Source organism: Leisingera sp. ABM4_101 (assembly GCF_056158725.1).
The window spans coordinates 2675988-2696487 of the sequence record NZ_JBSWTV010000002.1 but is presented as its reverse complement, the minus strand read 5'-3'; the positions used below and the strand labels follow the sequence as shown (position 1 = coordinate 2696487).

Below are 20500 nucleotides of genomic sequence, written 5' to 3'. Positions count from 1 at the left end.
GCGCCTCCGCTTAGCAACAGGTATCAAGGAACGGCTGCAGCTTCTCTGGCAGAACCAGCACGCCGGACGAGTCCGTGACCTCTGCAAGCCGGTCCAGCGGCACCCAGGCCAGCGCGTGGGATTTATCACTGGCCGCGATCTCCCCAACTTCTGCCTGAAACAGGTAGCGCACGTCGTAGTGCAGATGGGCGCAGTCCTTGGTGTTTGCCGGGATTTCATGAATATCCACGTCGAACACGCGGTCTGACAGCCGTCTGATCCGGCTGAGCCCGCTTTCCTCATACGCCTCTTTCAGCGCCGCAAAGGGCACATCGGCAATCCCATCGCAATGGCCGCCAAGCTGGAACCACCGGTCCAGCTTCCTGTGATGGGTCAGCAGCACGCTGTTCATGTCAGGCGACAGGACAAAGGCGGATCCGGTCACATGGCCGGTTTCCGGATTTCGGCTGAAAGCCTGCGGCTCGCTTTCGCAAAACCTCCGCAAACGCTGCCACATTTCCCGGTCCCGCGCAGTTTGCGGTCTGTAACATCCGATGCCTTCCAGGCCGCTGCTGCTCATCTGCCTTCACCTTCCCGTGACGTGCCGGGCTGTTGCCTTGTTCATGACCCATTGAGCGCTCAATCTAGTCGGAACACCAGACAAAGGCTACGCCAATGCCCGCTGAACGCGTTTCTTTCCCCGGCCACGCCGGAAACACCCTTGCTGCCCGCCTTGACCTGCCCGAAGGGCCGGTCCTGGCAACCGCGCTCTTTGCGCATTGCTTTACCTGTTCCAAAGATATCCCTGCAGCGCGGCGCATTGCCGGGCGGCTGGCGGCAATGGGGATCGCCGTCTTGCGGTTTGATTTCACCGGGCTCGGCCATTCGGAGGGCGAGTTTGCCAACACCACCTTCAGTTCCAATGTTGCAGACCTGATCATGGCGGCGCAGTACCTCGCCTCCCGCAACATGGCGCCGTCGCTGCTGATTGGCCATTCGCTGGGCGGTGCGGCAGTGCTGCGGGCACGGGCGGGCATCCCCTCGGTCAAGGGCGTGGTGACCCTGGGGGCGCCGTTTGATCCGGGCCATGTCTCGCATCATTTCGATGCAGCCCTGCCCGAGATCGAGGCCAAGGGCCGCGCCGAGGTCTGCCTGGGCGGGCGGCCCTTTGTGATCGGCAAAGAGTTTGTCGACGATATCCACGCCGAGGCGCTGGCGCCGGCAATTGCAGAGCTCAAGGCCGCGCTGCTGGTGCTGCACGCGCCGCGCGACACCACCGTGAGCATTGACAACGCCGCCTCCATTTTCACTGCTGCCAAACACCCCAAGAGCTTTGTCACCCTGGATGATGCGGATCATCTGATTTCCAACGCTGCTGATGCAGAATATGCGGCGGAGGTCATCGCGGCCTGGGCGGGACGATATGTCAAAATGGCCCCGCCCGCACCGCCGCCCGGCGCGCCGGAGGGTATTTTGCGGGTAACGGAAGCGGACCCGGAGGGCTTCCTGCAGGATGTGCAGTCCGGCCCCTACCACCACGCCTTTGCTGATGAGCCGCTGGCCTATGGCGGCACCAACCGCGGCATGTCGCCTTATGGCTTCGTCGCCGCAGGGCTGGGCGCCTGCACCTCGATGACCCTGCGAATGTATGCCCGCCGCAAGGGCTGGCCGCTGGAGGGGATCAGCGTCGACGTAAGCCACGACAAGGTGCACGCCCAGGACGCCCAGCCGACCGGCCCCGCTAAGATCGACCAGTTCACCCGCACCATTCATCTCTGCGGACCCTTGAGTGGCGAGCAGCGCGCCAAGCTGATGGAGATCGCCGACCGCTGCCCGGTGCATCGCACCCTGGAAAGCGGCGCCAAAGTGGTCACGCATCTGGATGCCTGCATCCAGCCTGCCCGGGTCTGACCCCCCAGGAACCGGCGGACCTCCCGCGCCCGGAGGGTGCAGGAAACCTTCACCAGCAGCGGCCTTGGGCCCGGCGCCGCGCATGGCGCGGCGCCGGGCCCAACTGTGTCAGGTCTTCGCCAAACGGCCGCAGCGCAGGCGGGAGCTCCTTGCTGCTTGGGGAATTTGCGCCAGATCAAAGCGCCTTTGTTGCGTCCCGCCCAAGCTGTTCCCGCTGCCAGCGGCAGCCGGACACGGGAGGAAACACATGGGTTTATTTGCGAAACTCGGGCGAAGCAGCGATCTGGTGCAGGGCATGGCCAGCCGGCTGGGCATCGACTATGGCGAAATCGTTGCCGCTGATCCGCAGGCTCAAGGCCAGAAGTACATGCGCGCAATCCTGCGCTGCAGCACCTGCCGCAATCAGGACGGCTGCAGTGACTTGCAGCAACAAGCATCAGAACTGGCCGAAGCGCCGTCTTACTGCCGCAACGCGCAGCTGCTGACGCATTTGCGGGGCGGGTGATCCCGGCTGCCCGCCCTTAGCTCCCGCTGGACCCAGGGCTGGTTTCGGCCCGCGCACCTGCGCGGCTCACTCCTCCGCCTCAGCGTAGCGCCCTGTGGTGATGTCGCCGCCTTCCCCAACAAAGCGCAAAGCCTCGCCATCGGTTTCCAGCGCGAAACAGGCCCAAAGGTCCGACGGTGGCCAGGTGGAGCAGTATTTGCCGTCCCGCACGCCCCAATAGCCCCAGCTGTCATGGCCGGCGTTATACAGCGTTCGGCCAGAGGCGCGGAATTCCTGCCAGGCGCCGCTGCCGTAGACCAGCTTGCGCCCTTCCAGCGCCTGCTGCACCTCTTGCCCGTTCAGCACCCGCCATTCCCCCGCCCAAACCGGCGAAACCGCACATGATACCGCAATCATCAGGGCAATCTGCCTCATCCCGTCCTCCCAGCCTTGCTGTCTCTCCTCTCCTCCTCTAATAGGCCGGGCATCTGCTGCACAATCACATAAAGGTGCTTTCGCCCATGATCCCGCGCTATGCCCGCCCCGAGATGGTCGCCATCTGGTCCCCCGAAACCAAATTCAAGATCTGGTACGAGATCGAGGCCCATGCCTGCGAAGCCATGGCCAACCTGGGCGTGATCCCGCGCGAGAACACCGATGCGGTGTGGAAGGCCAAGGATGTGGAATTCGACGTTTCCCGCATCGACGAGATCGAAGCGGTGACCAAGCATGATGTGATTGCCTTCCTCACCCATTTGGCGGAGCATGTGGGCAGCGAGGAAGCCCGCTTTGTGCATCAGGGCATGACCTCGTCGGATGTGCTGGACACTTGCCTGAACGTGCAGCTGGTGCGTGCCGCCGACATCCTGCTGGAAGGCATGGACAAGGTGCTGGCTGCGTTGAAGAAACGCGCGCTGGAGCATAAACACACCGTGCGTGTCGGCCGCTCCCACGGCATCCACGCCGAGCCCACAACCATGGGCCTGACCTTTGCCCGCTTCTATGCGGAGATGGACCGCAACAAGAACCGTCTGGAAAAGGCACGCTGGGAAGTCGCCACCGGCGCGATCTCCGGCGCTGTGGGCACATTCGCCAACATCGACCCGGCGGTGGAAGAGCACGTCTGCGAGCAGCTGGGCCTGCGCCCTGAGCCGATCTCCACCCAGGTGATCCCGCGCGACCGCCACGCGATGTTCTTTGCCACCCTGGGCGTTATCGCCTCGTCGATCGAAAACGTCGCGGTGGAAATCCGCCACATGCAACGCACCGAGGTGCTGGAAGGCGCGGAATTCTTCTCGATGGGCCAGAAAGGCTCCTCGGCGATGCCGCACAAGAAGAACCCGGTTCTGACCGAAAACCTGACCGGCCTGGCGCGCCTGGTGCGCATGACCGTGATCCCGGCGATGGAGAACGTGGCGCTGTGGCATGAACGCGATATCTCGCACTCCTCGGTTGAGCGCGGCATCGGCCCGGACGCCACCGTGACCCTGGACTTTGCCCTGCACCGTCTGGCCGGCGTCATCGACAAGATGCTGGTGTTCCCGGAGAACATGCTGGAGAACATGAACAAATTCCCCGGCCTAGTGATGTCGCAGCGGGTGCTGCTGGCGCTGACCCAGGCAGGTGTCAGCCGCGAAGACGCCTATGCCATGGTGCAGCGCAATGCGCTGAAGGTCTGGGAAGACCGCGTCGACTTCCGCGAACTGCTGCTGGCGGACGCGGATGTGGTTGCTGCCCTGGGCGAAGAGGCGATCAACGAGAAATTCGACATGGGCTACCACACCAAACATGTCGACACGATCTTCCGCCGGGTGTTCGGCGAGTAAGCCCCCCGCATTGAGAGCTGCAGCGCCCCGCCGATCCGGCGGGGCGTTTTGTTTGCCAGAGACAAAATTTCAAAATAAACGCATTTGTGAAGCGAATAAAGTCGTCCGCCCGCGGGTTCTCTGAGTACATTGAACATGACTTTGCACATCAGGAGTTGATGATATGCGTTATTTTGCTCTGGCCGCTGCTTTGACCCTTCCGATGGCGGCCTTTGCCGCCGGCGGCAACGACTGGAACCCGCCGAAACCCACCCAGACCACCAAGGAGTGTAAGGGCAAGCGGGTTTGGGACGACCAGAAGAAACGCTGCGTGCGGCCCAAGAAATCCTCGCTGAACCAGCAAGAGCTGCTGGGCGCGGCGCGCGAGCTGGCCTATGCCGGCCGTCAGGAGGACGCGCAGGCGGTGCTGGGCGCGATGGCGGATCAGGAGGACTCGCTGGTGCTGACCTACTGGGGCTTCACCCACCGCAAATTGGGCAATTTGGACGTGGCGCAGTCCTATTACGATCAGGCGCTGGCACGCGATCCGGACAATCACCTTGCCCGTTCGTATATGGGACAAGGCCTTGTGCAACAGGGAAAATACGGGCTTGCCCTGATACAGTGGAAAGAGATCAAGGCAAGGGGCGGCGACGGCAGCTGGGCCGAGGCCTCGCTGCGCAGCGCCTTGGAAACGGGAGCGTCCTACAGTTACTAGGCTTCAGCCTTTCTTTACGGCTTGCGGCCTATTCTGCCCTCCATGATCGAGAAAATCTTTGGTAGGGTGCGAGAATGCCTCAAGACAACATGCTGGCGCTTCCGATGGCCTCTGGCGGGCCGGACCTGGGTGATTTCGCAGCTCCGGCACCGCTTGGCGGGATGGATGCAGGCGGGCTTGGCGGCGGTACGGCTGGCGGCGGTGCCTCCGGGCTGAGCGGCAAGGCCAAGGCCGCGATCATCGTCCGTCTGCTGCTGAATGAAGGGGCTGAAATCCCGCTGGAGGAATTGCCGGACGACCTGCAGCTTGAACTGACCCAGCAGATGGGCAAGATGAGCATCGTCGACCGAAACACGCTGAACGCGGTGGCGGGCGAATTTGCAGATCTGCTGGACAATGTCGGCCTGCATTTCCCCAATGGCCTGGCCGGCGCCTTGACCGCGATGGAAGGCAAGATCAGCCGCTACACCCACAGCCGCCTGCGCAAGGAGGCCGGGGTGCGCCAGTTCGGCGATCCGTGGGAACGGCTGAAACTGCTGCCGCCGGAGGATCTGGCCAGCCTGGCCGAGGCTGAGAGCACCGAAGTGGCCGCGGTTCTGTTGTCCAAACTGGACACGGCCAAGGCGGCGCAAATGCTGGTGCATCTGCCCGGTCCGATCGCACGCCGCATCACCTATGCGGTCAGCCAGACCGCCAATGTCACGCCGGAGACGGTAGACCGCATCGGCCTGTCCCTGGCCGCCCAGGTGGAGGCCCGGCCCGAGCTGGCCTTTGACCAGACCCCGGGCCAGCGTCTGGGCGGTATCCTGACCGAGGCCGCCGCTGCCAAGCGCGATGAGGTTCTGACCGCGCTCGACGAGGAGGACGAGGAATTTGCCGTCAAGGTGCGCAAGGCGATCTTTACCTATGCGCTGATCGGCGAGCGGATGCAGGCGCTGGATGTGCCCAAGCTGATCCGGGTGCTGTCGCAGCCTGATCTGGTCACCGCCATGGCCTTTGCCACCGACGAGGAAGACGTTGCCACCAACGAATTCCTGCTCAAGAACATGTCGAGCCGGATGGCCGACAACGTCCGCGAGGAAGTGGCGGAGCGCGGCAAGGTCAAGCGCAGCGATGGCGAGGCTGCGTTCAGCATGATCATCACAGCCATGCGCGACCTGGTGGCCACCGGCGAGATTGAGCTGAAATCCGACGAGGAAGAAGAAGAGGCAGGGTAAGCACCGGCCTGCCCCATTGCTTGCGGGCGCCCGGCCTTTGGCGGCGGTGCCTGCGAGCTGCTTGTGCCTGTCGCTGCAGCTGCGTATGATGCGGGCTTCCGGGTGCATTTCTGCGCCGCAGCTATCCAGACGCCATGCCCGTAGATCCTTCACAGCTCTCCGCTTGGAGCCATGTCAAATACTTTGGCAGCAACCTGTTTCTGCGCGGCCTGCTGCAAGGCAGCAAACTGATCCCCTACCGGCTGCGCGTGCCGCTGATGGGCAGGCTGGTCACGGCAATGGGCCGGCTGGCGCGGTTTGACAAGCGGGTGCGCGATAACCTGAATCTGGTGAGCCCGGAGCTGTCTGATCTGAATGCTGACGCGCTTTACCGCGACGTCAGCGACAATGCGGGCCGGATGATCGCCGAAATCTACGCTGGGGTGCCATTCCACGAGCGCGCCAAGGCCGCGCCGGTAACCGGCCCCGGCCTTGAAGCCCTGGAAAAGGCCCGCGCAGAAGGGCGGCCGGTGCTGCTGGCCACTGCGCATTTCGGAAACTATGATGCCGCGCGCACCGCGCTGATTGCCCGTGGCCACGAAATGGGTGCGCTGTACCGGCGCATGGCCAATCCCTATTTCAACGCGCATTACGTCGAGGCGATAAAGCGTAATGGCGAACCGATGTTCGAACAGGGCAAACGCGGCATGGTGGAGCTGGTGCGCCATCTGAAGAAGGGCGGCATCGCTGCCATCGTCACCGACCTGCACGCCCAGGGCGGTGAGCTGATTGATTTCTTTGGAAAACCAGCGGTAACCTCGACGGTGCCCGCGGAGCTTGCGCTCAAGTTCGGGGCGGCGCTGATCCCCGTTTACGCGGTGCGCCAGGAAAACGGGCTGGATTTCGAGATCGTCATGAGCGCGGAGGTTCCGCCCTCTGATCGGCTGACCATGACCAAGGCGCTGAGCGCCGACCTGGAGGCCATTGTGCGGCGGCACACCGGGCAATGGTTCTGGATTCACCGCCGCTGGAAGCCCTATGTGCCGGTTGGCAAAGCTGCAAAAAACTCAGCTGGGTGAGCAGAGCCTTCAATCGACCCGCGCAGCTGCGATGATGCGGCCTAGCGGGGCCTCCTGCACCAGCACTGCTGCAGGCAGGCTGCCGGACATCGGCACAGAGACTTCGAGATCCCCGGCACCATCCCATTCTGCGGCGATCTGCCAGTCCTCCACTACATTGGCATAAGACAAGGTGCGGCCTGCCAGCTCCCCGCGGGTGATGCTGACGCTGCGCTCAGGCGTGAAGCGCACCACCTGCACCACCAGCTTGCCATCCGGCATCTGAACCCGCGGCTGCAGCCGGATCACAAGATCCCCGCCCTGCCGCCCGGCGCTGAGGGAAACCGGGCGCGGCACGCCCTGGTGCTTGCCGATTGCGTCAGCCACTTCCATCGCATCGGCGCCAACCACATCTTCCTGGCCCATGATGATCATCTGGGGGGTATAGATCATCCGGCGCCCGCCCACATGGGCATAGGCTTTCTGGCGCTTGGTGTGGGACGGTTTGGCAAACTGGTCTTTCCAGCCGATGTAGTCCCAGTAATCCACATGCAGCGCCAGCGGAAGCACATCCTCACGCTCCGCCAGCTTGTGCAGCAGCGCATCTGCGGGCGGACAAGAGGAACAGCCCTGCGATGTATATAGCTCCACCACCACCGGTTCCGGCGCATCCTGTCCGTACACCGGCAGGGCCAGGCCCGCAGCAGCAATGATCGTCGCAAGGAATTTCATGACTCGCCCGTTCTGTTTCATAGGCATCTGGTCTAAAGATGTGCCACGCATAAGGCCAATCAATCATTTTTGAGACCGCCGCGAGGGCTGAAGCCGCAAAATAAGTATACAATGGTATGCAAAATACGGATTTGCGCTGCCTGTGCTATTGAAAGCTTAAGCTTTCTCATGCATGTAACTGGCAGCGAATTCCCGATATTGACTTTTCTGAGGGAGGCCAAAATGCCTATCAACGTCGGACAGGACAATGCCAACGCACGCAGAACGCTGAGCGTCAACGGCAAGTCGATTTCCTATTACTCTATCCCCGCCGCCACCGAGGCCGGCTATGGCGACTTCTCCAAGCTGCCCGCCGCGCTGAAGGTGGTGCTGGAAAACATGCTGCGCTTCGAGGACGGCGGCTTTTCGGTATCCACCGACGACATCAAGGCTTTCGCCGAATGGGGCGCCAATGGCGGCAAGAACCCGCGTGAGATCGCCTACCGCCCGGCCCGCGTGCTGATGCAGGACTTCACCGGCGTTCCCGCCGTTGTCGACCTGGCTGCCATGCGTGACGGCATCGTCGGCCTGAAGGGCTCCGCCGCCAAGATCAACCCGCTGGTTCCCGTTGACCTGGTGATCGACCACTCGGTGATGATTGACGAATTCGGCAACCCGCGCGCGTTCCAGATGAACGTGGACCGCGAGTATGAGCGCAACATGGAGCGTTACCAGTTCCTGAAGTGGGGCCAGAACGCGTTCAACAACTTCCGCGTTGTGCCGCCGGGCACCGGCATCTGCCACCAGGTGAACCTTGAATACCTGGCGCAAACCGTCTGGACCGACACCGACCAGAACGGCGAGGAAGTCGCTTACCCCGACACCCTGGTCGGTACCGACTCCCACACCACTATGGTCAACGGCGCTGCCGTTCTTGGCTGGGGTGTTGGGGGCATCGAAGCCGAAGCCGCAATGCTGGGTCAGCCGATCTCCATGCTGATCCCCGAGGTTATCGGCTTTGAGCTGACCGGTGAAATGGTCGAAGGCACCACCGGCACCGACCTGGTTCTGAAGGTCGTTGAAATGCTGCGCGCCAAGGGCGTTGTCGGCAAGTTCGTCGAATTCTATGGCGAAGGCCTGGACCGCCTGCCGCTGGCAGACCGTGCCACCATCGCCAACATGGCACCAGAGTACGGCGCCACCTGCGGCTTCTTCCCGATCGACGGCGAGACCCTGCGCTACCTGCGCAACACCGGCCGCGACGAGGACCGCATCGCGCTGGTCGAAGCCTACGCCAAGGAAAACGGTTTCTGGCGCGGCGCGGATTATGCGCCGGTCTACACCGACACCCTGTCGCTGGACATGAGCAGCATCGTTCCGGCGATCTCCGGCCCGAAACGCCCGCAGGACTATGTGCCGCTGACCAACGCCAAGGCCGCCTTCCGCCAGGAGATGGAAGAGACCTTCAAGCGTCCGATGGGCAAGGAAGTTGCCGTCAAGGGCGAAGACTACACCATGGAATTGGGCAAGGTCGTGATCGCCTCGATCACTTCCTGCACCAACACCTCCAACCCCTATGTGATGATCGGCGCGGGTCTGGTTGCGCGCAAGGCGGCCGCCCTGGGCCTGGACCGCAAGCCCTGGGTCAAGACCTCGCTGGCACCCGGTTCGCAGGTCGTGTCCGCCTATCTGGAGGCCGCGGGCCTGCAAGAGGATCTGGACAAGGTCGGCTTCAATCTGGTGGGCTACGGCTGCACCACCTGCATCGGCAACTCCGGCCCGATCCAGCAGGAGATCTCCGAGGCGATTGCCGAGGGAGATCTAGTGGCAACCTCCGTGCTGTCGGGCAACCGCAACTTCGAAGGCCGGATCAGCCCCGATGTGCGCGCCAACTACCTGGCCTCGCCGCCGCTGGTTGTCGCCTATGCGCTGGCCGGCACCATGGATATCAACCTGGCGTCCGACCCGATTGCGCAGGACAAGGACGGCAACGACGTCTACCTGAAAGACATCTGGCCCTCGACCCAGGAAGTTGCGGAGCTGGTCGAACAGACCGTCACCCGCGAAGCCTTCCAGTCGAAATACGCCGACGTCTTCAAAGGCGACGAGAAGTGGCAGGCGGTCGAAACCACCGATGCGGAAACCTATGACTGGCCCGCTTCCTCGACCTACATTCAGAACCCGCCCTATTTCCAAGGCATGGGCCATGAGCCGGGCACCATTTCGAACGTCGAGAACGCCAAGGTTTTGGCGGTTCTGGGCGATATGGTAACCACCGACCACATCTCGCCCGCTGGCTCCTTTGCCACCACCACCCCCGCAGGCCAGTACCTGCTGGAGCGCCAGGTGCAACCGCGTGAGTTTAACTCCTATGGCTCGCGCCGCGGCAACCACGAGATCATGATGCGCGGCACCTTTGCCAACATCCGCATCAAGAACGAGATGCTGGACGGCGTCGAGGGCGGCTACACCAAAGGCCCCGATGGCGCGCAGACCTCGATCTACGAAGCCTCGATGGCGCATCAGGCCAATGGCACCCCGCTGGTGGTGTTCGGCGGCGAACAGTACGGCGCGGGCTCCTCGCGCGATTGGGCGGCCAAGGGCACTGCGCTGCTGGGTGTCAAGGCGGTGATCGCGGAGAGCTTTGAACGCATCCACCGCTCCAACCTGGTTGGCATGGGCGTGATCCCGTTCGAATTCACCGCAGGCGATACCCGCAAATCGCTGGGCCTGACCGGCGAGGAAACCGTTTCGATCAGCGGATTGGACACCATCCAGCCGCTTCAGGAAGTGCCCTGCTCGATCACCTTTGCCGACGGTTCAGTAAAAGAGATCACCCTGAAGTGCCGCATCGATACCGCGCCTGAAATCGAATATATCGAGCACGGCGGCGTGCTGCACTATGTGTTGCGGAACCTGGCCAAATCATAAGCCAGAGCCGCAACTGGCAAAAAATGAGGGCGCCCCAGCGGCGCCCTTTATTTGTTTTCCAGGATTGTTACTGCGTGAAGTTCACGCTGTGCAGCAAGGTGTCTATTGCTCCTTCGGACTGCAATTCCGAAATTGCGCGGTTGAATTCCGGCAAATAGGCATCCGCTCCTGAAGTCTTTGAAAGACCGAAATGTGAATACCTGCTGGAAATCGGCTTGTCGACGGACGTAATCCTATTTTCCCAGCCGTTTTGCGCCACGCGAAAGCGTCCCACTGCATCGTCAATGGCGATCAAATCAAGACGGTCAAAAAGCAGCATCTGCATCAGGCCTTCGACATCGCTGCCGCGCACAATCCGGTTGTTAGCCGCAAAAGAGGCCTCCATGTCCTGGTCAATTACACTGCCATTGATCATCCCAAGACGTTGCTGCGAAACGCCGGAAAAGCCCTCTTGCCAAGTCAAACCCTCGGGAAAACGCTCACGGCTGTACCAGAAGGTGTTGGTCTGAAGAAACGTGCCATCAGTGAAGGCCAAATAGGACTCCCGTTCCGCGGACTTGAACAGCGGCAAAATGCCGTCGACCTCTCCGGCTTGCGCCTGGGCCTGGCAGCGCTGCCAGGGCAGCAGGATGACAACCGCCCGCAACCCGTCGATCCGCTCAGTAACTGCTTTCAGAAGCTGGACCTTAAGCCCGCCTTTAGCAATGCCAGACTCTCCCAGCGTATACGGGGGATACGGATCATAGCAAAACGTCAAAACCGTTTCGTCCTGAGCTGCCGCCATTCCAGCCCAGGCAGCTGCGCCTGCGGTCAGAATAGCCTTGAGTGCCCTTAAAAGCTTCTTCACATTAACTCCTTCCACCGGCTTGGCAGAGAAACGGCCCCTTGCCTTGCGGCGTGATCCTGACCTGACTCAAAGCGTTTTGAAAAGCGGGCAACAAGAGTTTTCCGGCATCGGCCTGCCCGAGTCAAATACAAGTATAGCGGTACATGGAAGGTGTGAATACCTGCTATACCGGCCGGTTCACTTGTGCAAAGATTTACGTGAGATACACATTCTACCCCTCGCAGGACTGTTTGAGAGGCCGGGCCTTACCGCATGAAAGAAGCTGCACTTGCCGTCGTTTACCCGGATGTGGATACCTTTGAAGAACATGCCGAAGCCGTTCTGGCGATGCTGCCGGAGACCCGTGGATTTCCAGGTTGCATTGAGGCCCATGTGGGCATTAACCGCGAGCGCTATGAGATTGCCGTTTTCCATCTGTGGGAATCAAATGAGCATTTGGAGCGGTATCTTGTCTGGCGCGCGGAGCGCGGTGATTTCGACGCACGCAGCGCCACCATGCGGCGCGAACAGGACTTCAAGACGTTCTCTGTACCCTAGGGTCAGAACCCGGGCCGTCAGTGTCTGCCGGGCCGCACAGGTATTGTTCAGAAACAGCAAATTGCGCCGCCGCAGTGCAAGCGGAATAGTGGCGGTATGAAACAGACAGACAGCATCACGAGCTATCACGCCCATATCTATTTCGACGAAACCACTGTTGAACAGGCGGCAGCCCTGTGTCGGCAGGCCGCCGCGGTGTTCGGCGTTGAAATGGGCCGTGTTCATGAGAAGACTGTCGGACCGCACCCCAAATGGTCCTGCCAGCTGGCCGCCACACCGGAGCAGTTTGCACGGCTGCTGCCCTGGCTGGCGCTGAACCGGGACGGGCTGATCGTCTTCGCACATCCCGAGACCGGTAATGCATTGGCCGACCACCGCGACCATGCCATATGGCTGGGCACAGGTTTGCAACTGGACCTCAGCATCTTCGGATGACCCTCCGTAAATTTACCAGAAATTTCCGAACTGCGTTCAAACTGGCTTCCACTCACAACCACAGAGCATTTCGCGATGGAAGCCGTGATCATAGAATTGAGCCCCCTGCCTGGAAAATTCACTGAGCTGGCGGTTCTGGTCAAACAGATGGTAAAAGAGGTCCGGGACTATCCCGGCTGCCTGCAGGCTGAGGCCCTGTTCGCCCCTGACCGGGACGAGATTGCGGTCTTTGAGCGATGGGAAAGCGCCGATGCCTTCAGCGAATACCTGATATGGCGTTCCAAGCAGGAACAATTGGAGCACGTATTCAAACTGACGTCACAGGAACCCGGCCTCAGCAGCTTCACCCTTTGCGAGACGGGGTAAGCAGCCGTTGCGGTGTTATTGCCCTGCGGCCTTTTCCATTGCCGGACGAAGAGTGGTTTCAATCACCCGCTGGGTGATGGGGCCGGCAAACCGCAGGACAATCTGACCATTGCCGTCCACCACATAGGTCTCGGGCACGCCATAAAGGCCCCAGTCAATTGCCATGCGGCCCTTCTCGTCGCGGCCGATCGCGGCATAGGGGTCGCCCAGTTCGTTCAGGAAGGCCTCGGCATTGGGCAACTGGTCCTTGTAGTTGATGCCATAGACCGGGATGCCCTCCTTGGACAGCGCGTCCAGGTTCGGATGCTCCGCCCGGCAGGGCGCGCACCAGCTGGCCCAGTAGTTCACCAGTTTCACAGTCCCGTCGCGCAGGGTTTCGTCGCTGAACATTTCCTTGCCGGGAAACTCATCCAGCACCACCGGCGGTGCAGGCTGGCCTTCGCGGGCAGACGGCAGACTGTTGGGATCCTCGCGGAACATGCCCACAAGCGCGAGACCAACAAAGCCAGCAAACACCACGCCGGGAACCGCCATCAGCGGAGAGATTTTAGCCATTGCGCTTCATCCGGGTTTCCAGGGTTTCCATTTCCCGGCGCACCTTGCGGCCGCGCAGGATTGTCACCACTACCAGCGCCACCAGCAAGAGCAGCGAGACGCCATAGGCCGACAGCACCGTATCGGCGTATTTTCCAAGATCGGGCATTATGCCTCCAGCCTTTCGCGCGCCATCAGTGCCTTGATGCGGCGGGCGCGGATTTCAGTTCCGGTACGGTAGAGCACCAGTGCAAGGAACAAGAGCACAAACCCTGCCATGCAAACGTATAGCGGCGACGAGAAGACATCATGCACGTTTTCCTTTTCGTCCAGCGACAGCGACGCGCCCTGATGCAGTCCCTGGTTCCAGAAGTTCACCGCATAGCGGCTGAGCACCGCAAAGACCGAGCCCACCAGGCAAAGGATCGAGGTCAGGTCGGCGGCGGTGTCCGGATTGTCGATGGCCTCCCACAGGGCGATGTAGCCAAGGTAGAACAGGAACAGCACCAGGAAGGATGTCAGCCTTGGGTCCCAGGCCCACCAGGTGCCCCACATCGGCTGGCCCCAGATCGCACCTGTGATCAGCGCAATCACGGTCATCACCACCCCCACCGGTGCCGCGGCGCGCGCGGCCAGTGCGCTGACGTGGTGGCGGCGGATCACCCAGACCAGCGAGGCCACCAGCATCATGAACCAGGCGTTGATTGCCATCAGGGCTGAGGGCACATGCAGGAAAATGATCTTGACGGTGGAGCCCTGGCGGAAATCATCAGGCGTAAAGAAGAAGCCCCAGATCAGGCCTACGGAAATCAGTACCGCTGAGCCGGCCCACAGGGCCGGCATCACCTTCTCAGAGGTGGCCAGGAATTTCTTCGGGTTGGCGTATTCCCAGATCGACATGGTGGCTATTTAGCTCTTGTTCTCGGGTTTCTCAATTCACGGGCGCGGCATATGTCAGCGCAAATTGACGCGCAGGACGGCGGCACTGGCAAAGGGCAGCAGGGCGATGGAAGCGGCGGAGATGCCCGCCAGCAGCAACATGGGTGTCTGGACCGCCATGCCCTCGGCACCGCGGCGGGCCACTTCGGAGCCGAAGATCAGCGTCGGCACGTATAGCGGCATCACCAAGAGCGACATTAACAGGCCGCCGCGTTTCAGCCCCACGGTCAGCGCAGCACCAAATGTGCCGATGACGGACAGCGCAGGGGTGCCCAGCAACAGCGAGATCACCAGCCATTGGAAGCCTTGCACCGGCAGGTTCAGAAGCACCCCCAGCACTGGTGCCGCCATTACCAGCGGCAGGCCCGTGGTGATCCAATGCGCCAGCGCCTTGATGGTGACGGTGCTTTCCAAGGGCAGCGGCGCGGTCGCCAAAAGGTCGAGCGAGCCGTCCTCCCAATCCAGCGCCAGCAGCCGGTCCAGCGACAACAGGCAGGCCAGCAGCGCACCCAGCCACAGCACGCCCGGGGCGATACGGGACAGCAGTTCAGACTGCGGGCCGACGGAAAACGGCACCATCACGGTCACGATCAGGAAAAAGGCAAGGCCCAGGCCAAAGCCGCCGCCTGCACGGAACGCGAGCTTCAGATCCCGCAGCAGAAGCGCAATCACAGGAAGCCTCCGTCAAAATCGTCAATCTCTGGCGGCTTGGCCTTGAAGGGGCCGACATCCAGCACCTCAGCCTCCAGCCCCAGATCAATATGGGTGGCAATCAGGGCAGAGCCGCCCTGCCCCAGATGCGCCCGCACAGAATCCGCGAACATGGCGACGGAGTTTGTATCAAGGCTCACCGTGGGTTCATCCATGATCCAGATGGGGCGCCCCGTAACCAGCATCCGGCTAAGTCCCAGGCGGCGTTTCTGCCCCGCCGACAAGGCACCCGCCTGACGGTCGCGCAAGGTCTGCAGGTCAAAGCCGTCTAGCGCCTGTTCAATGCCATTGCGGCCAAAGACGCTGGCCCAGAAGGTCAGGTTTTCCGCCACTGTCAGCGTTGGCTTCAGCCCGTCGGAATGGGCGGCGTAAGCGATCTGATCCTCTGCGCCCTCGACCCGGCCCTTCAGCGGGGGCTGCAGGCCTGCGACGGTGCGCAGCAGAGTGGTCTTGCCGATGCCGTTGGGGCCGCGCAGGATCAGCGCCTTGCTGGGCTCCAGCGCAAAGCTCAGGCCCTCCAGCACCGGGATGCCGCCGCGGGCCACGCCCAGATCCGTCACAGTCAATGTCATGAGGTTCGCTTATCCCATTGCTCCGGCGCATGAAAAGACCATTCAGCAGATGCCCGCTTTGCGGCAGGTCAAATACATCGGAAATTCATCTTCAGACCGGCAATGCGGCCAAGGCTATCCTGCGGCCCTCGGACAGCAGCACATTGTAAGTGCGGCAGGCGGCAGGTGAATTCATCGCCTCAACGCCCAGCCCTGCGTCCTCCAGCGCCTTGCGCAGGTCTGCCGGGATATGGGCGATCTCAGGCCCAGTGCCGATGAACAGGACATCTATCTCTCCGGCCAGCGCCAGCAGCGGCGCAGCGTCGGCCATGCCACCCCAGCCCGCAGTGCCAGCCGCCGATGTCAGCACGCCGCCCTTATGCACCTGGCCGCCGATGCGGAAGAACCCGTCACCATAGCCGTCGACGGGCATTGCATCGGAGTAGCTCACTTCGTTCAGGCGCATGGGCGGTCCTTTCAGTCAAATACCGGGAGGCTGGATACCACGGCCAGCGCAATCACGGAATAGGAGGCAAAGCGGTAGATCTTCTCCAGCTTGGGATCAAACAGCGCCTTGCCGGTGAGTGTGGTGATTATGTAGGGGATGCCGAGCAGACAGGCCAGGATGACGGCCTTGAGGCTGGCCATGCCGCCAAAGATCAGGTTGGCCGCGATCACCACATCCAGTGCCGCCAGGAACACGATGGTGTTGGCCCGGACCCGCGCAACGTCACGCACGTTGGCAAGGTAGAACACGATGACCACCGGCCCCGTGAGGCCGGTCATGCCGCCAACGATGCCTGCCGCACCGCCAATGGCAAAACGGCCCGGCCAGCCGAGTTTGCCCTGCCAGCGCCAGCCGGAGACCACGGCCGCCAGTGTCACGCCGATCACCCCGGCGGCAACCCAACGCAGGGTTAGCGGATCCATCTGCGCCATCAGCCACAACCCTGCCGGCACGGTGACCGCAGCGGCCATGGACAAGGCACCGACTTCAGCCCTGTCCGCCTTGCTCCAGGCCTGCGGGAACAGGGTGATGGTGGAAAACACCCCCATCAGCACCATCAGGAACACCACATCCGCCGAGGGCAGGAACTGCGCGCCCACCGGCACAAAGATCATCGCAGTGCCAAAACCAGTGAAGCCGCGGACTAGACCCGCGGCTCCAATGGTTATCAGAAGCCAGAACAGCCCCGGCGTCTGCAGGGCTGCCTGAAATGCCTCATGCATCAATATTGCCGAACTGGTTGCCGGTGGTGTTGGCCTGCTTCGACCAGTCGCGCTTCACCCCCAGTTTCAGCAGAATGGTGGAGGCCACGAAGACCGACGAGTAGGTCCCGACAATGACACCCCAGATCATCGCGAAGACGAAGCCGCGGATCACGTCGCCGCCCAGCACATAAAGCGAAATCAGCGCCAGCAGCGTGGTCACAGAGGTCATCACTGTCCGGCTAAGGGTCTCGTTGATCGAGATGTTCAGAACCTCAGAGAGGTCCTTCTTCTTGTAGCGGCGCAGGTTCTCACGCACCCGGTCGAACACAACCACGGTATCGTTCAGCGAGTAGCCGACGATGGTCAGCAGGGCCGCAATGATCGCCAGGTCGAACTTGATCTGCAGTTCCGAGAACACACCGATGGTCAGCACCACGTCATGCACCAGCGCTGCCACCGCGCCAAGAGCAAACTGCCACTCGAACCGCAGCCAGATGTAGACCAGCACCGCGGCGATCGCCAGGGCGACCGCAATAATGGCGGTGGTGATCAGTTCGCCCGAGACCTTGGGGCCTACGGATTCGACGGACACGAATTTGATGCCCGGCGCCACCGCGTCCAGCGAGGCCTTCAGCGTTTCGATCATCTCGCCGGAGATCGCCTCGCCGTCGTCCTGTGCCTGAATGCGGATCATGGCAACGTGCTGATCTTCATCGAAAGCCGGATCGAACACCTCTGTGATCGACACATCACCCAAGCCGTGCACCGCAAGCGCATCGCGGTAGGCGCCGACGTCCACTGTTTCGGTGGCCTCTGTCCGGATTGTGGTGCCCCCGCGGAAGTCGATGCCGAAGTTCAGCCCCTGATACAGGAAGGAGGCAAAGCCCACTACCATCATCAGGGCCGAGATCCCCAGCCACAGCTTGGCGCGTTTGAAGAAATCGAATGAGGTTTCCTGGGGAACAAGTCTCAGCCGCATATCACACCTCAATCGTTTTCGGACGGCGCCGTTCAAACCACATGACAATCATCAGCCGGGTCACAAAGATCGCGGTGAATACCGAGGTCATGATGCCCAAGCCAAGGGTGATCGCAAAGCCGCGCACCGGGCCAGAGCCCATGGCGAACAGGATCACCGCTGTGATGAAAGTGGTGATGTTGGCGTCGAGAATGGCGCTGAGCGCCTTGGAGTAGCCTTCGTCAATGGCCTTGGCCGGGCCTCGGCCCGCCTTCAGCTCCTCGCGGATACGCTCAAAGATCAGCACGTTGGCGTCAACCGCCATACCGACCGTCAGAACGATACCCGCAATACCCGGCAGCGTTAGGGTGCCGCCGATCAGGCTAAGCATACCGAAGATCAGCGCGATGTTCAGGATCAGCGCCACATTGGCAAAGAGACCGAACAGCCCATAGCTGAGGCCCATGAACACCAGTACCGCAACAAAGGCCACGATGGTTGCGATCTTGCCCGCATCAATGCTGTCCTGGCCCAGTTCTGGGCCGATGGTACGTTCTTCCAGGAACACCAGCTCTGCCGGCAGCGCGCCTGCGCGCAGCAGCACGGCCAGGTTGGTGCTTTCCTCAATGGTGAAGTTGCCGGTGATGATGCCGGAGCCGCCCGGGATATGAGACTGGATCACCGGGGCAGAGACCACCTCGTCATCCAGTACGATGGCAAAGGGAGAGCCGATGTTCTCGGCGGTATAGTCCCCAAACCGGCGCGCACCGGAGGTGTTGAAACGGAAGGTCACGGCAGGCCGGCCGTTCTGGTCAAACGACGGCTGCGCATCCACCAGGTCCTCGCCGGTCACAACCGCAGCGGCTTCCACAGTATAGAACACACCGCCTTCATCCAGCGATGGTATCACCTTGTTGCCGATGCCCGGCGCCGCATCCGCATCGCTGCCGCGGCCCACAACCGGGTTGAAGGTAAGCTGCGCTGTGGTGCCGATGATCGCCTTCAGTTCAGACGCCGAACCGATGCCTGGCACCTGAATCAGAATACGGTCGGCGCCCTGGCGCTGGATGGTCGGCTCGCGGGTGCCGACCTCGTCGATCCGGCGGCGCACGATTTCCAGCGACTGGCGCACGGTGCGGTCGTCGGAGGCGAGCTTTTCCGCCTCGCTCAGCTGAACCACCAGGATGTCGCCCTCAGCCGAAACTTCGATGTCATTGGCGCCCACACCGGTCAGCGTGGTAATGGGGTTGGCCAGACCGCGGACAACGTCCAATGCCCGCGCCATGCCGTCCGGTTTGGACAGCTTCAGACGAATCTGATCCGAAGGCCCCGGCTGGCGGCGGAATGTGCCGACAGTGGAGCGCTCGGGCCGAAGCGCATCGCGCACCTCCGGCCACAGCGCATCCATCCGCGCTTCATAAACGTCTTCGACCTGAACCTCAGCCAGCAGATGCGCGCCGCCGCGCAGATCAAGACCCAGGTTCACCAGGCCCGACGGCAGGAAAGACGGCCACTGAGCCACCGTTTCCAGACGCTCCGGCGTTTCACCCTTGGCGATGATATCGGCGGCCGCGTCATTGGCCTGTTCGACGCGGGTGTAAAACCCGTTTGGCAGGGCAAGCATAATACCAGCTGCGCATACCAGCCAGATCAGCACCCTCTTCCAGAGATCAATTTGCAGCATTGCCCTGCCTTTTCAGATCGTTGCGGGAAATGCTCAGGACGCAGGCTCGGTCTTGTTCAGAACCTGGGCGATGGTCGCCTTGACCACGCGCACCTTGACGCCTTCCGCGATTTCCACTTCGATCTCGCCGTCTTCTTTGACCTTGGCCACCTTGCCGATCACACCGCCCTGGGTGACCACCTGGTCGCCGCGGCGCAGGCCGTCGACCATTGCCTGGTGCTGCTTCATCTTCTTCTGCTGCGGGCGGATCAGCAGGAAGTACATGATCGCGAAGATCAGGATAAGCGGGAGAAATTGGGCGACTGCGCCACCGTCCATGGGATATTCCTTCTGTCAAAGCGGCATGGGGTTTCATGCCGGAATTTTGCAGCGGAACCTATGCGTTGAGGGAAAGGGTTGCAAGGCTCGCGCCGCGCTCAACAGGGCCAAATCCGCACCCCCGCACGATTGTTCTCAAATCAGAAGGCGTCCAGCCCTCCCGGCGCAGGAATATTGGCTGTTTCCGGCTTCCCTGAAACTCAGCATCAGGACTGCGGCTTGAGTTCCATAATCCCGCAGCGGTGGCCTAATGAAAGCCTCCCAAACTGTACAATTCAACGCCTCCAGAACCGTTTCGGCTTGGGTTTTAGTGCCTTGATGTACTTCTTCAGGTCAGTAAAGCCGCCAACTTTGACGCCATCAATAAAAACAAGCGGCGTCGTGGTGATGTGGTGCTTGTCTTTGAAAGCATCGGTTTCACGGCGCGTTCGAAGAATGTGCTCCTCAACTTCGAACTTTTCACGGTGCAGCAGGTCACGGGCGGCTGTGCCGTAGCCACAGGTGTAGTTGGGCAATTCCATGCGGTAAAGTACGGCCTTGGGCATTTGAGCGGTCCCTCTTGTTCCTGGCCGACTTCGGATGTTGGCCCGTCTTGCGCAAGATCAGGCTGATCAC

The 20500-nt window shown here is 61.6% G+C and carries 25 protein-coding genes; 10 read left to right on the top strand and 15 right to left on the bottom strand.

Annotation, left to right across the window (positions count from 1 at the left end; genetic code table 11):
* Positions 1 to 10 precede the first annotated feature (10 nt).
* A complete protein-coding gene (locus tag ACXAEK_RS14360; RefSeq protein WP_475042874.1) occupies positions 11 to 559 on the bottom strand; it encodes an NUDIX hydrolase in 549 nt (182 codons plus the stop codon).
* Between the two features lie 95 nt (positions 560 to 654).
* On the opposite strand from ACXAEK_RS14360, the gene ACXAEK_RS14355 reads away from it, so the two are divergent.
* Positions 655 to 1890 (top strand): bifunctional alpha/beta hydrolase/OsmC family protein, encoded by a 1236-nt coding sequence (locus tag ACXAEK_RS14355; protein WP_475042873.1) that lies wholly within the window; start codon positions 655 to 657, stop codon positions 1888 to 1890.
* Positions 1891 to 2137: 247 nt separating this feature from the next.
* The gene (locus ACXAEK_RS14350) at positions 2138 to 2395 is read left to right on the top strand and encodes a DUF6455 family protein (RefSeq protein ID WP_475042871.1); all 258 of its coding nucleotides are present in this window, start codon (positions 2138 to 2140) and stop codon (positions 2393 to 2395) included.
* Positions 2396 to 2461: 66 nt separating this feature from the next.
* Here the strand turns inward: ACXAEK_RS14350 and ACXAEK_RS14345 are convergent, their stop codons facing one another.
* A complete protein-coding gene (locus ACXAEK_RS14345; RefSeq protein ID WP_475042869.1) occupies positions 2462 to 2809 on the bottom strand; it encodes a hypothetical protein in 348 nt (115 codons plus the stop codon).
* An 86-nt stretch (positions 2810 to 2895) separates the two neighbouring features.
* On the opposite strand from ACXAEK_RS14345, the gene purB reads away from it, so the two are divergent.
* The 4 genes from purB (at position 2896) to ACXAEK_RS14325 (ending at position 7172) form a co-directional block, all read left to right on the top strand.
* A complete protein-coding gene (purB, locus tag ACXAEK_RS14340) occupies positions 2896 to 4200 on the top strand; it encodes an adenylosuccinate lyase (protein ID WP_475042868.1) in 1305 nt (434 codons plus the stop codon).
* A gap of 163 nt (positions 4201 to 4363) precedes the next feature.
* The gene (locus ACXAEK_RS14335) at positions 4364 to 4897 is read left to right on the top strand and encodes a tetratricopeptide repeat protein (RefSeq protein ID WP_475042866.1); all 534 of its coding nucleotides are present in this window, start codon (positions 4364 to 4366) and stop codon (positions 4895 to 4897) included.
* Between the two features lie 74 nt (positions 4898 to 4971).
* Positions 4972 to 6114 carry a flagellar motor switch protein FliG gene (locus ACXAEK_RS14330; RefSeq protein WP_475042864.1) on the top strand — a complete coding sequence of 381 codons (1143 nt, stop codon included), beginning with the start codon at positions 4972 to 4974 and terminating at the stop codon, positions 6112 to 6114.
* A 134-nt stretch (positions 6115 to 6248) separates the two neighbouring features.
* The gene (locus ACXAEK_RS14325) at positions 6249 to 7172 is read left to right on the top strand and encodes a lysophospholipid acyltransferase family protein (protein WP_475042862.1); all 924 of its coding nucleotides are present in this window, start codon (positions 6249 to 6251) and stop codon (positions 7170 to 7172) included.
* Between the two features lie 9 nt (positions 7173 to 7181).
* Here ACXAEK_RS14325 and ACXAEK_RS14320 read toward each other — a convergent pair whose 3' ends face one another.
* On the bottom strand, positions 7182 to 7883 hold the full coding sequence (locus ACXAEK_RS14320; RefSeq protein WP_475042860.1) for a DUF1223 domain-containing protein: 702 nt from the start codon (positions 7881 to 7883) through the stop codon (positions 7182 to 7184).
* Between the two features lie 222 nt (positions 7884 to 8105).
* Here ACXAEK_RS14320 and acnA point away from each other — a divergent pair, with 222 nt between their 5' ends.
* Positions 8106 to 10793 (top strand): aconitate hydratase AcnA, encoded by a 2688-nt coding sequence (gene acnA / locus ACXAEK_RS14315; protein WP_475042859.1) that lies wholly within the window; start codon positions 8106 to 8108, stop codon positions 10791 to 10793.
* A 67-nt stretch (positions 10794 to 10860) separates the two neighbouring features.
* On the opposite strand, the gene ACXAEK_RS14310 is transcribed toward acnA, so the two are convergent.
* A complete protein-coding gene (locus ACXAEK_RS14310; RefSeq protein WP_475042858.1) occupies positions 10861 to 11640 on the bottom strand; it encodes a substrate-binding periplasmic protein in 780 nt (259 codons plus the stop codon).
* A gap of 252 nt (positions 11641 to 11892) precedes the next feature.
* Here ACXAEK_RS14310 and ACXAEK_RS14305 point away from each other — a divergent pair, with 252 nt between their 5' ends.
* The 3 genes from ACXAEK_RS14305 (at position 11893) to ACXAEK_RS14295 (ending at position 12978) form a co-directional block, all read left to right on the top strand.
* Complete coding sequence (locus ACXAEK_RS14305; RefSeq protein ID WP_475042857.1) at positions 11893 to 12177, top strand: hypothetical protein; 285 nt, start codon at positions 11893 to 11895, stop codon at positions 12175 to 12177.
* Positions 12178 to 12273: 96 nt separating this feature from the next.
* On the top strand, positions 12274 to 12612 hold the full coding sequence (locus ACXAEK_RS14300; protein WP_475042855.1) for a DOPA 4,5-dioxygenase family protein: 339 nt from the start codon (positions 12274 to 12276) through the stop codon (positions 12610 to 12612).
* Between the two features lie 75 nt (positions 12613 to 12687).
* Positions 12688 to 12978, top strand: coding sequence for an antibiotic biosynthesis monooxygenase family protein (locus ACXAEK_RS14295; RefSeq protein ID WP_475042854.1), 291 nt, complete (start codon positions 12688 to 12690; stop codon positions 12976 to 12978).
* A gap of 15 nt (positions 12979 to 12993) precedes the next feature.
* Here the strand turns inward: ACXAEK_RS14295 and ACXAEK_RS14290 are convergent, their stop codons facing one another.
* From ACXAEK_RS14290 to ACXAEK_RS14240, 11 genes are all read right to left on the bottom strand, one after another.
* On the bottom strand, positions 12994 to 13533 hold the full coding sequence (locus ACXAEK_RS14290; protein ID WP_475042852.1) for a DsbE family thiol:disulfide interchange protein: 540 nt from the start codon (positions 13531 to 13533) through the stop codon (positions 12994 to 12996).
* Entirely contained in the window at positions 13526 to 13681 is a 156-nt protein-coding gene (gene ccmD / locus ACXAEK_RS14285; RefSeq protein WP_475042850.1) for a heme exporter protein CcmD, read from the bottom strand. Before ccmD ends, ACXAEK_RS14290 begins: the two co-directional genes overlap by 8 nt.
* Positions 13681 to 14412: a heme ABC transporter permease gene (locus ACXAEK_RS14280; protein WP_475042848.1), complete on the bottom strand. Its 732-nt coding sequence runs from the start codon at positions 14410 to 14412 to the stop codon at positions 13681 to 13683. Before ACXAEK_RS14280 ends, ccmD begins: the two co-directional genes overlap by 1 nt.
* Before the next feature lie 54 nt (positions 14413 to 14466).
* Positions 14467 to 15123, bottom strand: a complete 657-nt coding sequence (gene ccmB / locus ACXAEK_RS14275) for a heme exporter protein CcmB (protein WP_475042847.1) — start codon at positions 15121 to 15123, stop codon at positions 14467 to 14469.
* Positions 15120 to 15734, bottom strand: a complete 615-nt coding sequence (gene ccmA / locus ACXAEK_RS14270; RefSeq protein ID WP_475042845.1) for a heme ABC exporter ATP-binding protein CcmA — start codon at positions 15732 to 15734, stop codon at positions 15120 to 15122. Before ccmA ends, ccmB begins: the two co-directional genes overlap by 4 nt.
* Positions 15735 to 15825: 91 nt before the next feature.
* Complete coding sequence (locus ACXAEK_RS14265; protein ID WP_475042843.1) at positions 15826 to 16179, bottom strand: Mth938-like domain-containing protein; 354 nt, start codon at positions 16177 to 16179, stop codon at positions 15826 to 15828.
* Positions 16180 to 16190: 11 nt separating this feature from the next.
* Positions 16191 to 16943: a TSUP family transporter gene (locus ACXAEK_RS14260; RefSeq protein ID WP_475042841.1), complete on the bottom strand. Its 753-nt coding sequence runs from the start codon at positions 16941 to 16943 to the stop codon at positions 16191 to 16193.
* The gene (gene secF / locus ACXAEK_RS14255; RefSeq protein ID WP_475042839.1) at positions 16936 to 17904 is read right to left on the bottom strand and encodes a protein translocase subunit SecF; all 969 of its coding nucleotides are present in this window, start codon (positions 17902 to 17904) and stop codon (positions 16936 to 16938) included. The genes ACXAEK_RS14260 and secF overlap by 8 nt, the downstream gene beginning before the upstream one ends.
* Position 17905: 1 nt before the next feature.
* Positions 17906 to 19567, bottom strand: coding sequence for a protein translocase subunit SecD (gene secD, locus ACXAEK_RS14250; RefSeq protein ID WP_475042838.1), 1662 nt, complete (start codon positions 19565 to 19567; stop codon positions 17906 to 17908).
* A 33-nt stretch (positions 19568 to 19600) separates the two neighbouring features.
* Positions 19601 to 19885, bottom strand: coding sequence for a preprotein translocase subunit YajC (gene yajC, locus ACXAEK_RS14245; protein WP_039130110.1), 285 nt, complete (start codon positions 19883 to 19885; stop codon positions 19601 to 19603).
* A 275-nt stretch (positions 19886 to 20160) separates the two neighbouring features.
* Positions 20161 to 20430 (bottom strand): glutaredoxin, encoded by a 270-nt coding sequence (locus ACXAEK_RS14240; protein WP_475042836.1) that lies wholly within the window; start codon positions 20428 to 20430, stop codon positions 20161 to 20163.
* Positions 20431 to 20500: the final 70 nt, after the last annotated feature.

Bases quoted from the DNA above. Each gene is read 5' to 3' on its own strand.
- ACXAEK_RS14360 (WP_475042874.1), bottom strand. From the start codon at position 559: ATGAGCAGCAGCGGCCTGGAAGGCATCGGATGTTACAGACCGCAAACT.
- ACXAEK_RS14355 (WP_475042873.1), top strand. From the start codon at position 655: ATGCCCGCTGAACGCGTTTCTTTCCCCGGCCACGCCGGAAACACCCTT.
- ACXAEK_RS14350 (WP_475042871.1), top strand. From the start codon at position 2,138: ATGGGTTTATTTGCGAAACTCGGGCGAAGCAGCGATCTGGTGCAGGGC.
- ACXAEK_RS14345 (WP_475042869.1), bottom strand. From the start codon at position 2,809: ATGAGGCAGATTGCCCTGATGATTGCGGTATCATGTGCGGTTTCGCCG.
- purB (WP_475042868.1), top strand. From the start codon at position 2,896: ATGATCCCGCGCTATGCCCGCCCCGAGATGGTCGCCATCTGGTCCCCC.
- ACXAEK_RS14335 (WP_475042866.1), top strand. From the start codon at position 4,364: ATGCGTTATTTTGCTCTGGCCGCTGCTTTGACCCTTCCGATGGCGGCC.
- ACXAEK_RS14330 (WP_475042864.1), top strand. From the start codon at position 4,972: ATGCCTCAAGACAACATGCTGGCGCTTCCGATGGCCTCTGGCGGGCCG.
- ACXAEK_RS14325 (WP_475042862.1), top strand. From the start codon at position 6,249: ATGCCCGTAGATCCTTCACAGCTCTCCGCTTGGAGCCATGTCAAATAC.
- ACXAEK_RS14320 (WP_475042860.1), bottom strand. From the start codon at position 7,883: ATGAAATTCCTTGCGACGATCATTGCTGCTGCGGGCCTGGCCCTGCCG.
- acnA (WP_475042859.1), top strand. From the start codon at position 8,106: ATGCCTATCAACGTCGGACAGGACAATGCCAACGCACGCAGAACGCTG.
- ACXAEK_RS14305 (WP_475042857.1), top strand. From the start codon at position 11,893: ATGAAAGAAGCTGCACTTGCCGTCGTTTACCCGGATGTGGATACCTTT.
- ACXAEK_RS14300 (WP_475042855.1), top strand. From the start codon at position 12,274: ATGAAACAGACAGACAGCATCACGAGCTATCACGCCCATATCTATTTC.
- ACXAEK_RS14295 (WP_475042854.1), top strand. From the start codon at position 12,688: ATGGAAGCCGTGATCATAGAATTGAGCCCCCTGCCTGGAAAATTCACT.
- ACXAEK_RS14290 (WP_475042852.1), bottom strand. From the start codon at position 13,533: ATGGCTAAAATCTCTCCGCTGATGGCGGTTCCCGGCGTGGTGTTTGCT.
- ccmD (WP_475042850.1), bottom strand. From the start codon at position 13,681: ATGCCCGATCTTGGAAAATACGCCGATACGGTGCTGTCGGCCTATGGC.
- ACXAEK_RS14280 (WP_475042848.1), bottom strand. From the start codon at position 14,412: ATGTCGATCTGGGAATACGCCAACCCGAAGAAATTCCTGGCCACCTCT.
- ccmA (WP_475042845.1), bottom strand. From the start codon at position 15,734: ATGACATTGACTGTGACGGATCTGGGCGTGGCCCGCGGCGGCATCCCG.
- ACXAEK_RS14265 (WP_475042843.1), bottom strand. From the start codon at position 16,179: ATGCGCCTGAACGAAGTGAGCTACTCCGATGCAATGCCCGTCGACGGC.
- ACXAEK_RS14260 (WP_475042841.1), bottom strand. From the start codon at position 16,943: ATGCATGAGGCATTTCAGGCAGCCCTGCAGACGCCGGGGCTGTTCTGG.
- secF (WP_475042839.1), bottom strand. From the start codon at position 17,904: ATGCGGCTGAGACTTGTTCCCCAGGAAACCTCATTCGATTTCTTCAAA.
- secD (WP_475042838.1), bottom strand. From the start codon at position 19,567: ATGCTGCAAATTGATCTCTGGAAGAGGGTGCTGATCTGGCTGGTATGC.
- yajC (WP_039130110.1), bottom strand. From the start codon at position 19,885: ATGGACGGTGGCGCAGTCGCCCAATTTCTCCCGCTTATCCTGATCTTC.
- ACXAEK_RS14240 (WP_475042836.1), bottom strand. From the start codon at position 20,430: ATGCCCAAGGCCGTACTTTACCGCATGGAATTGCCCAACTACACCTGT.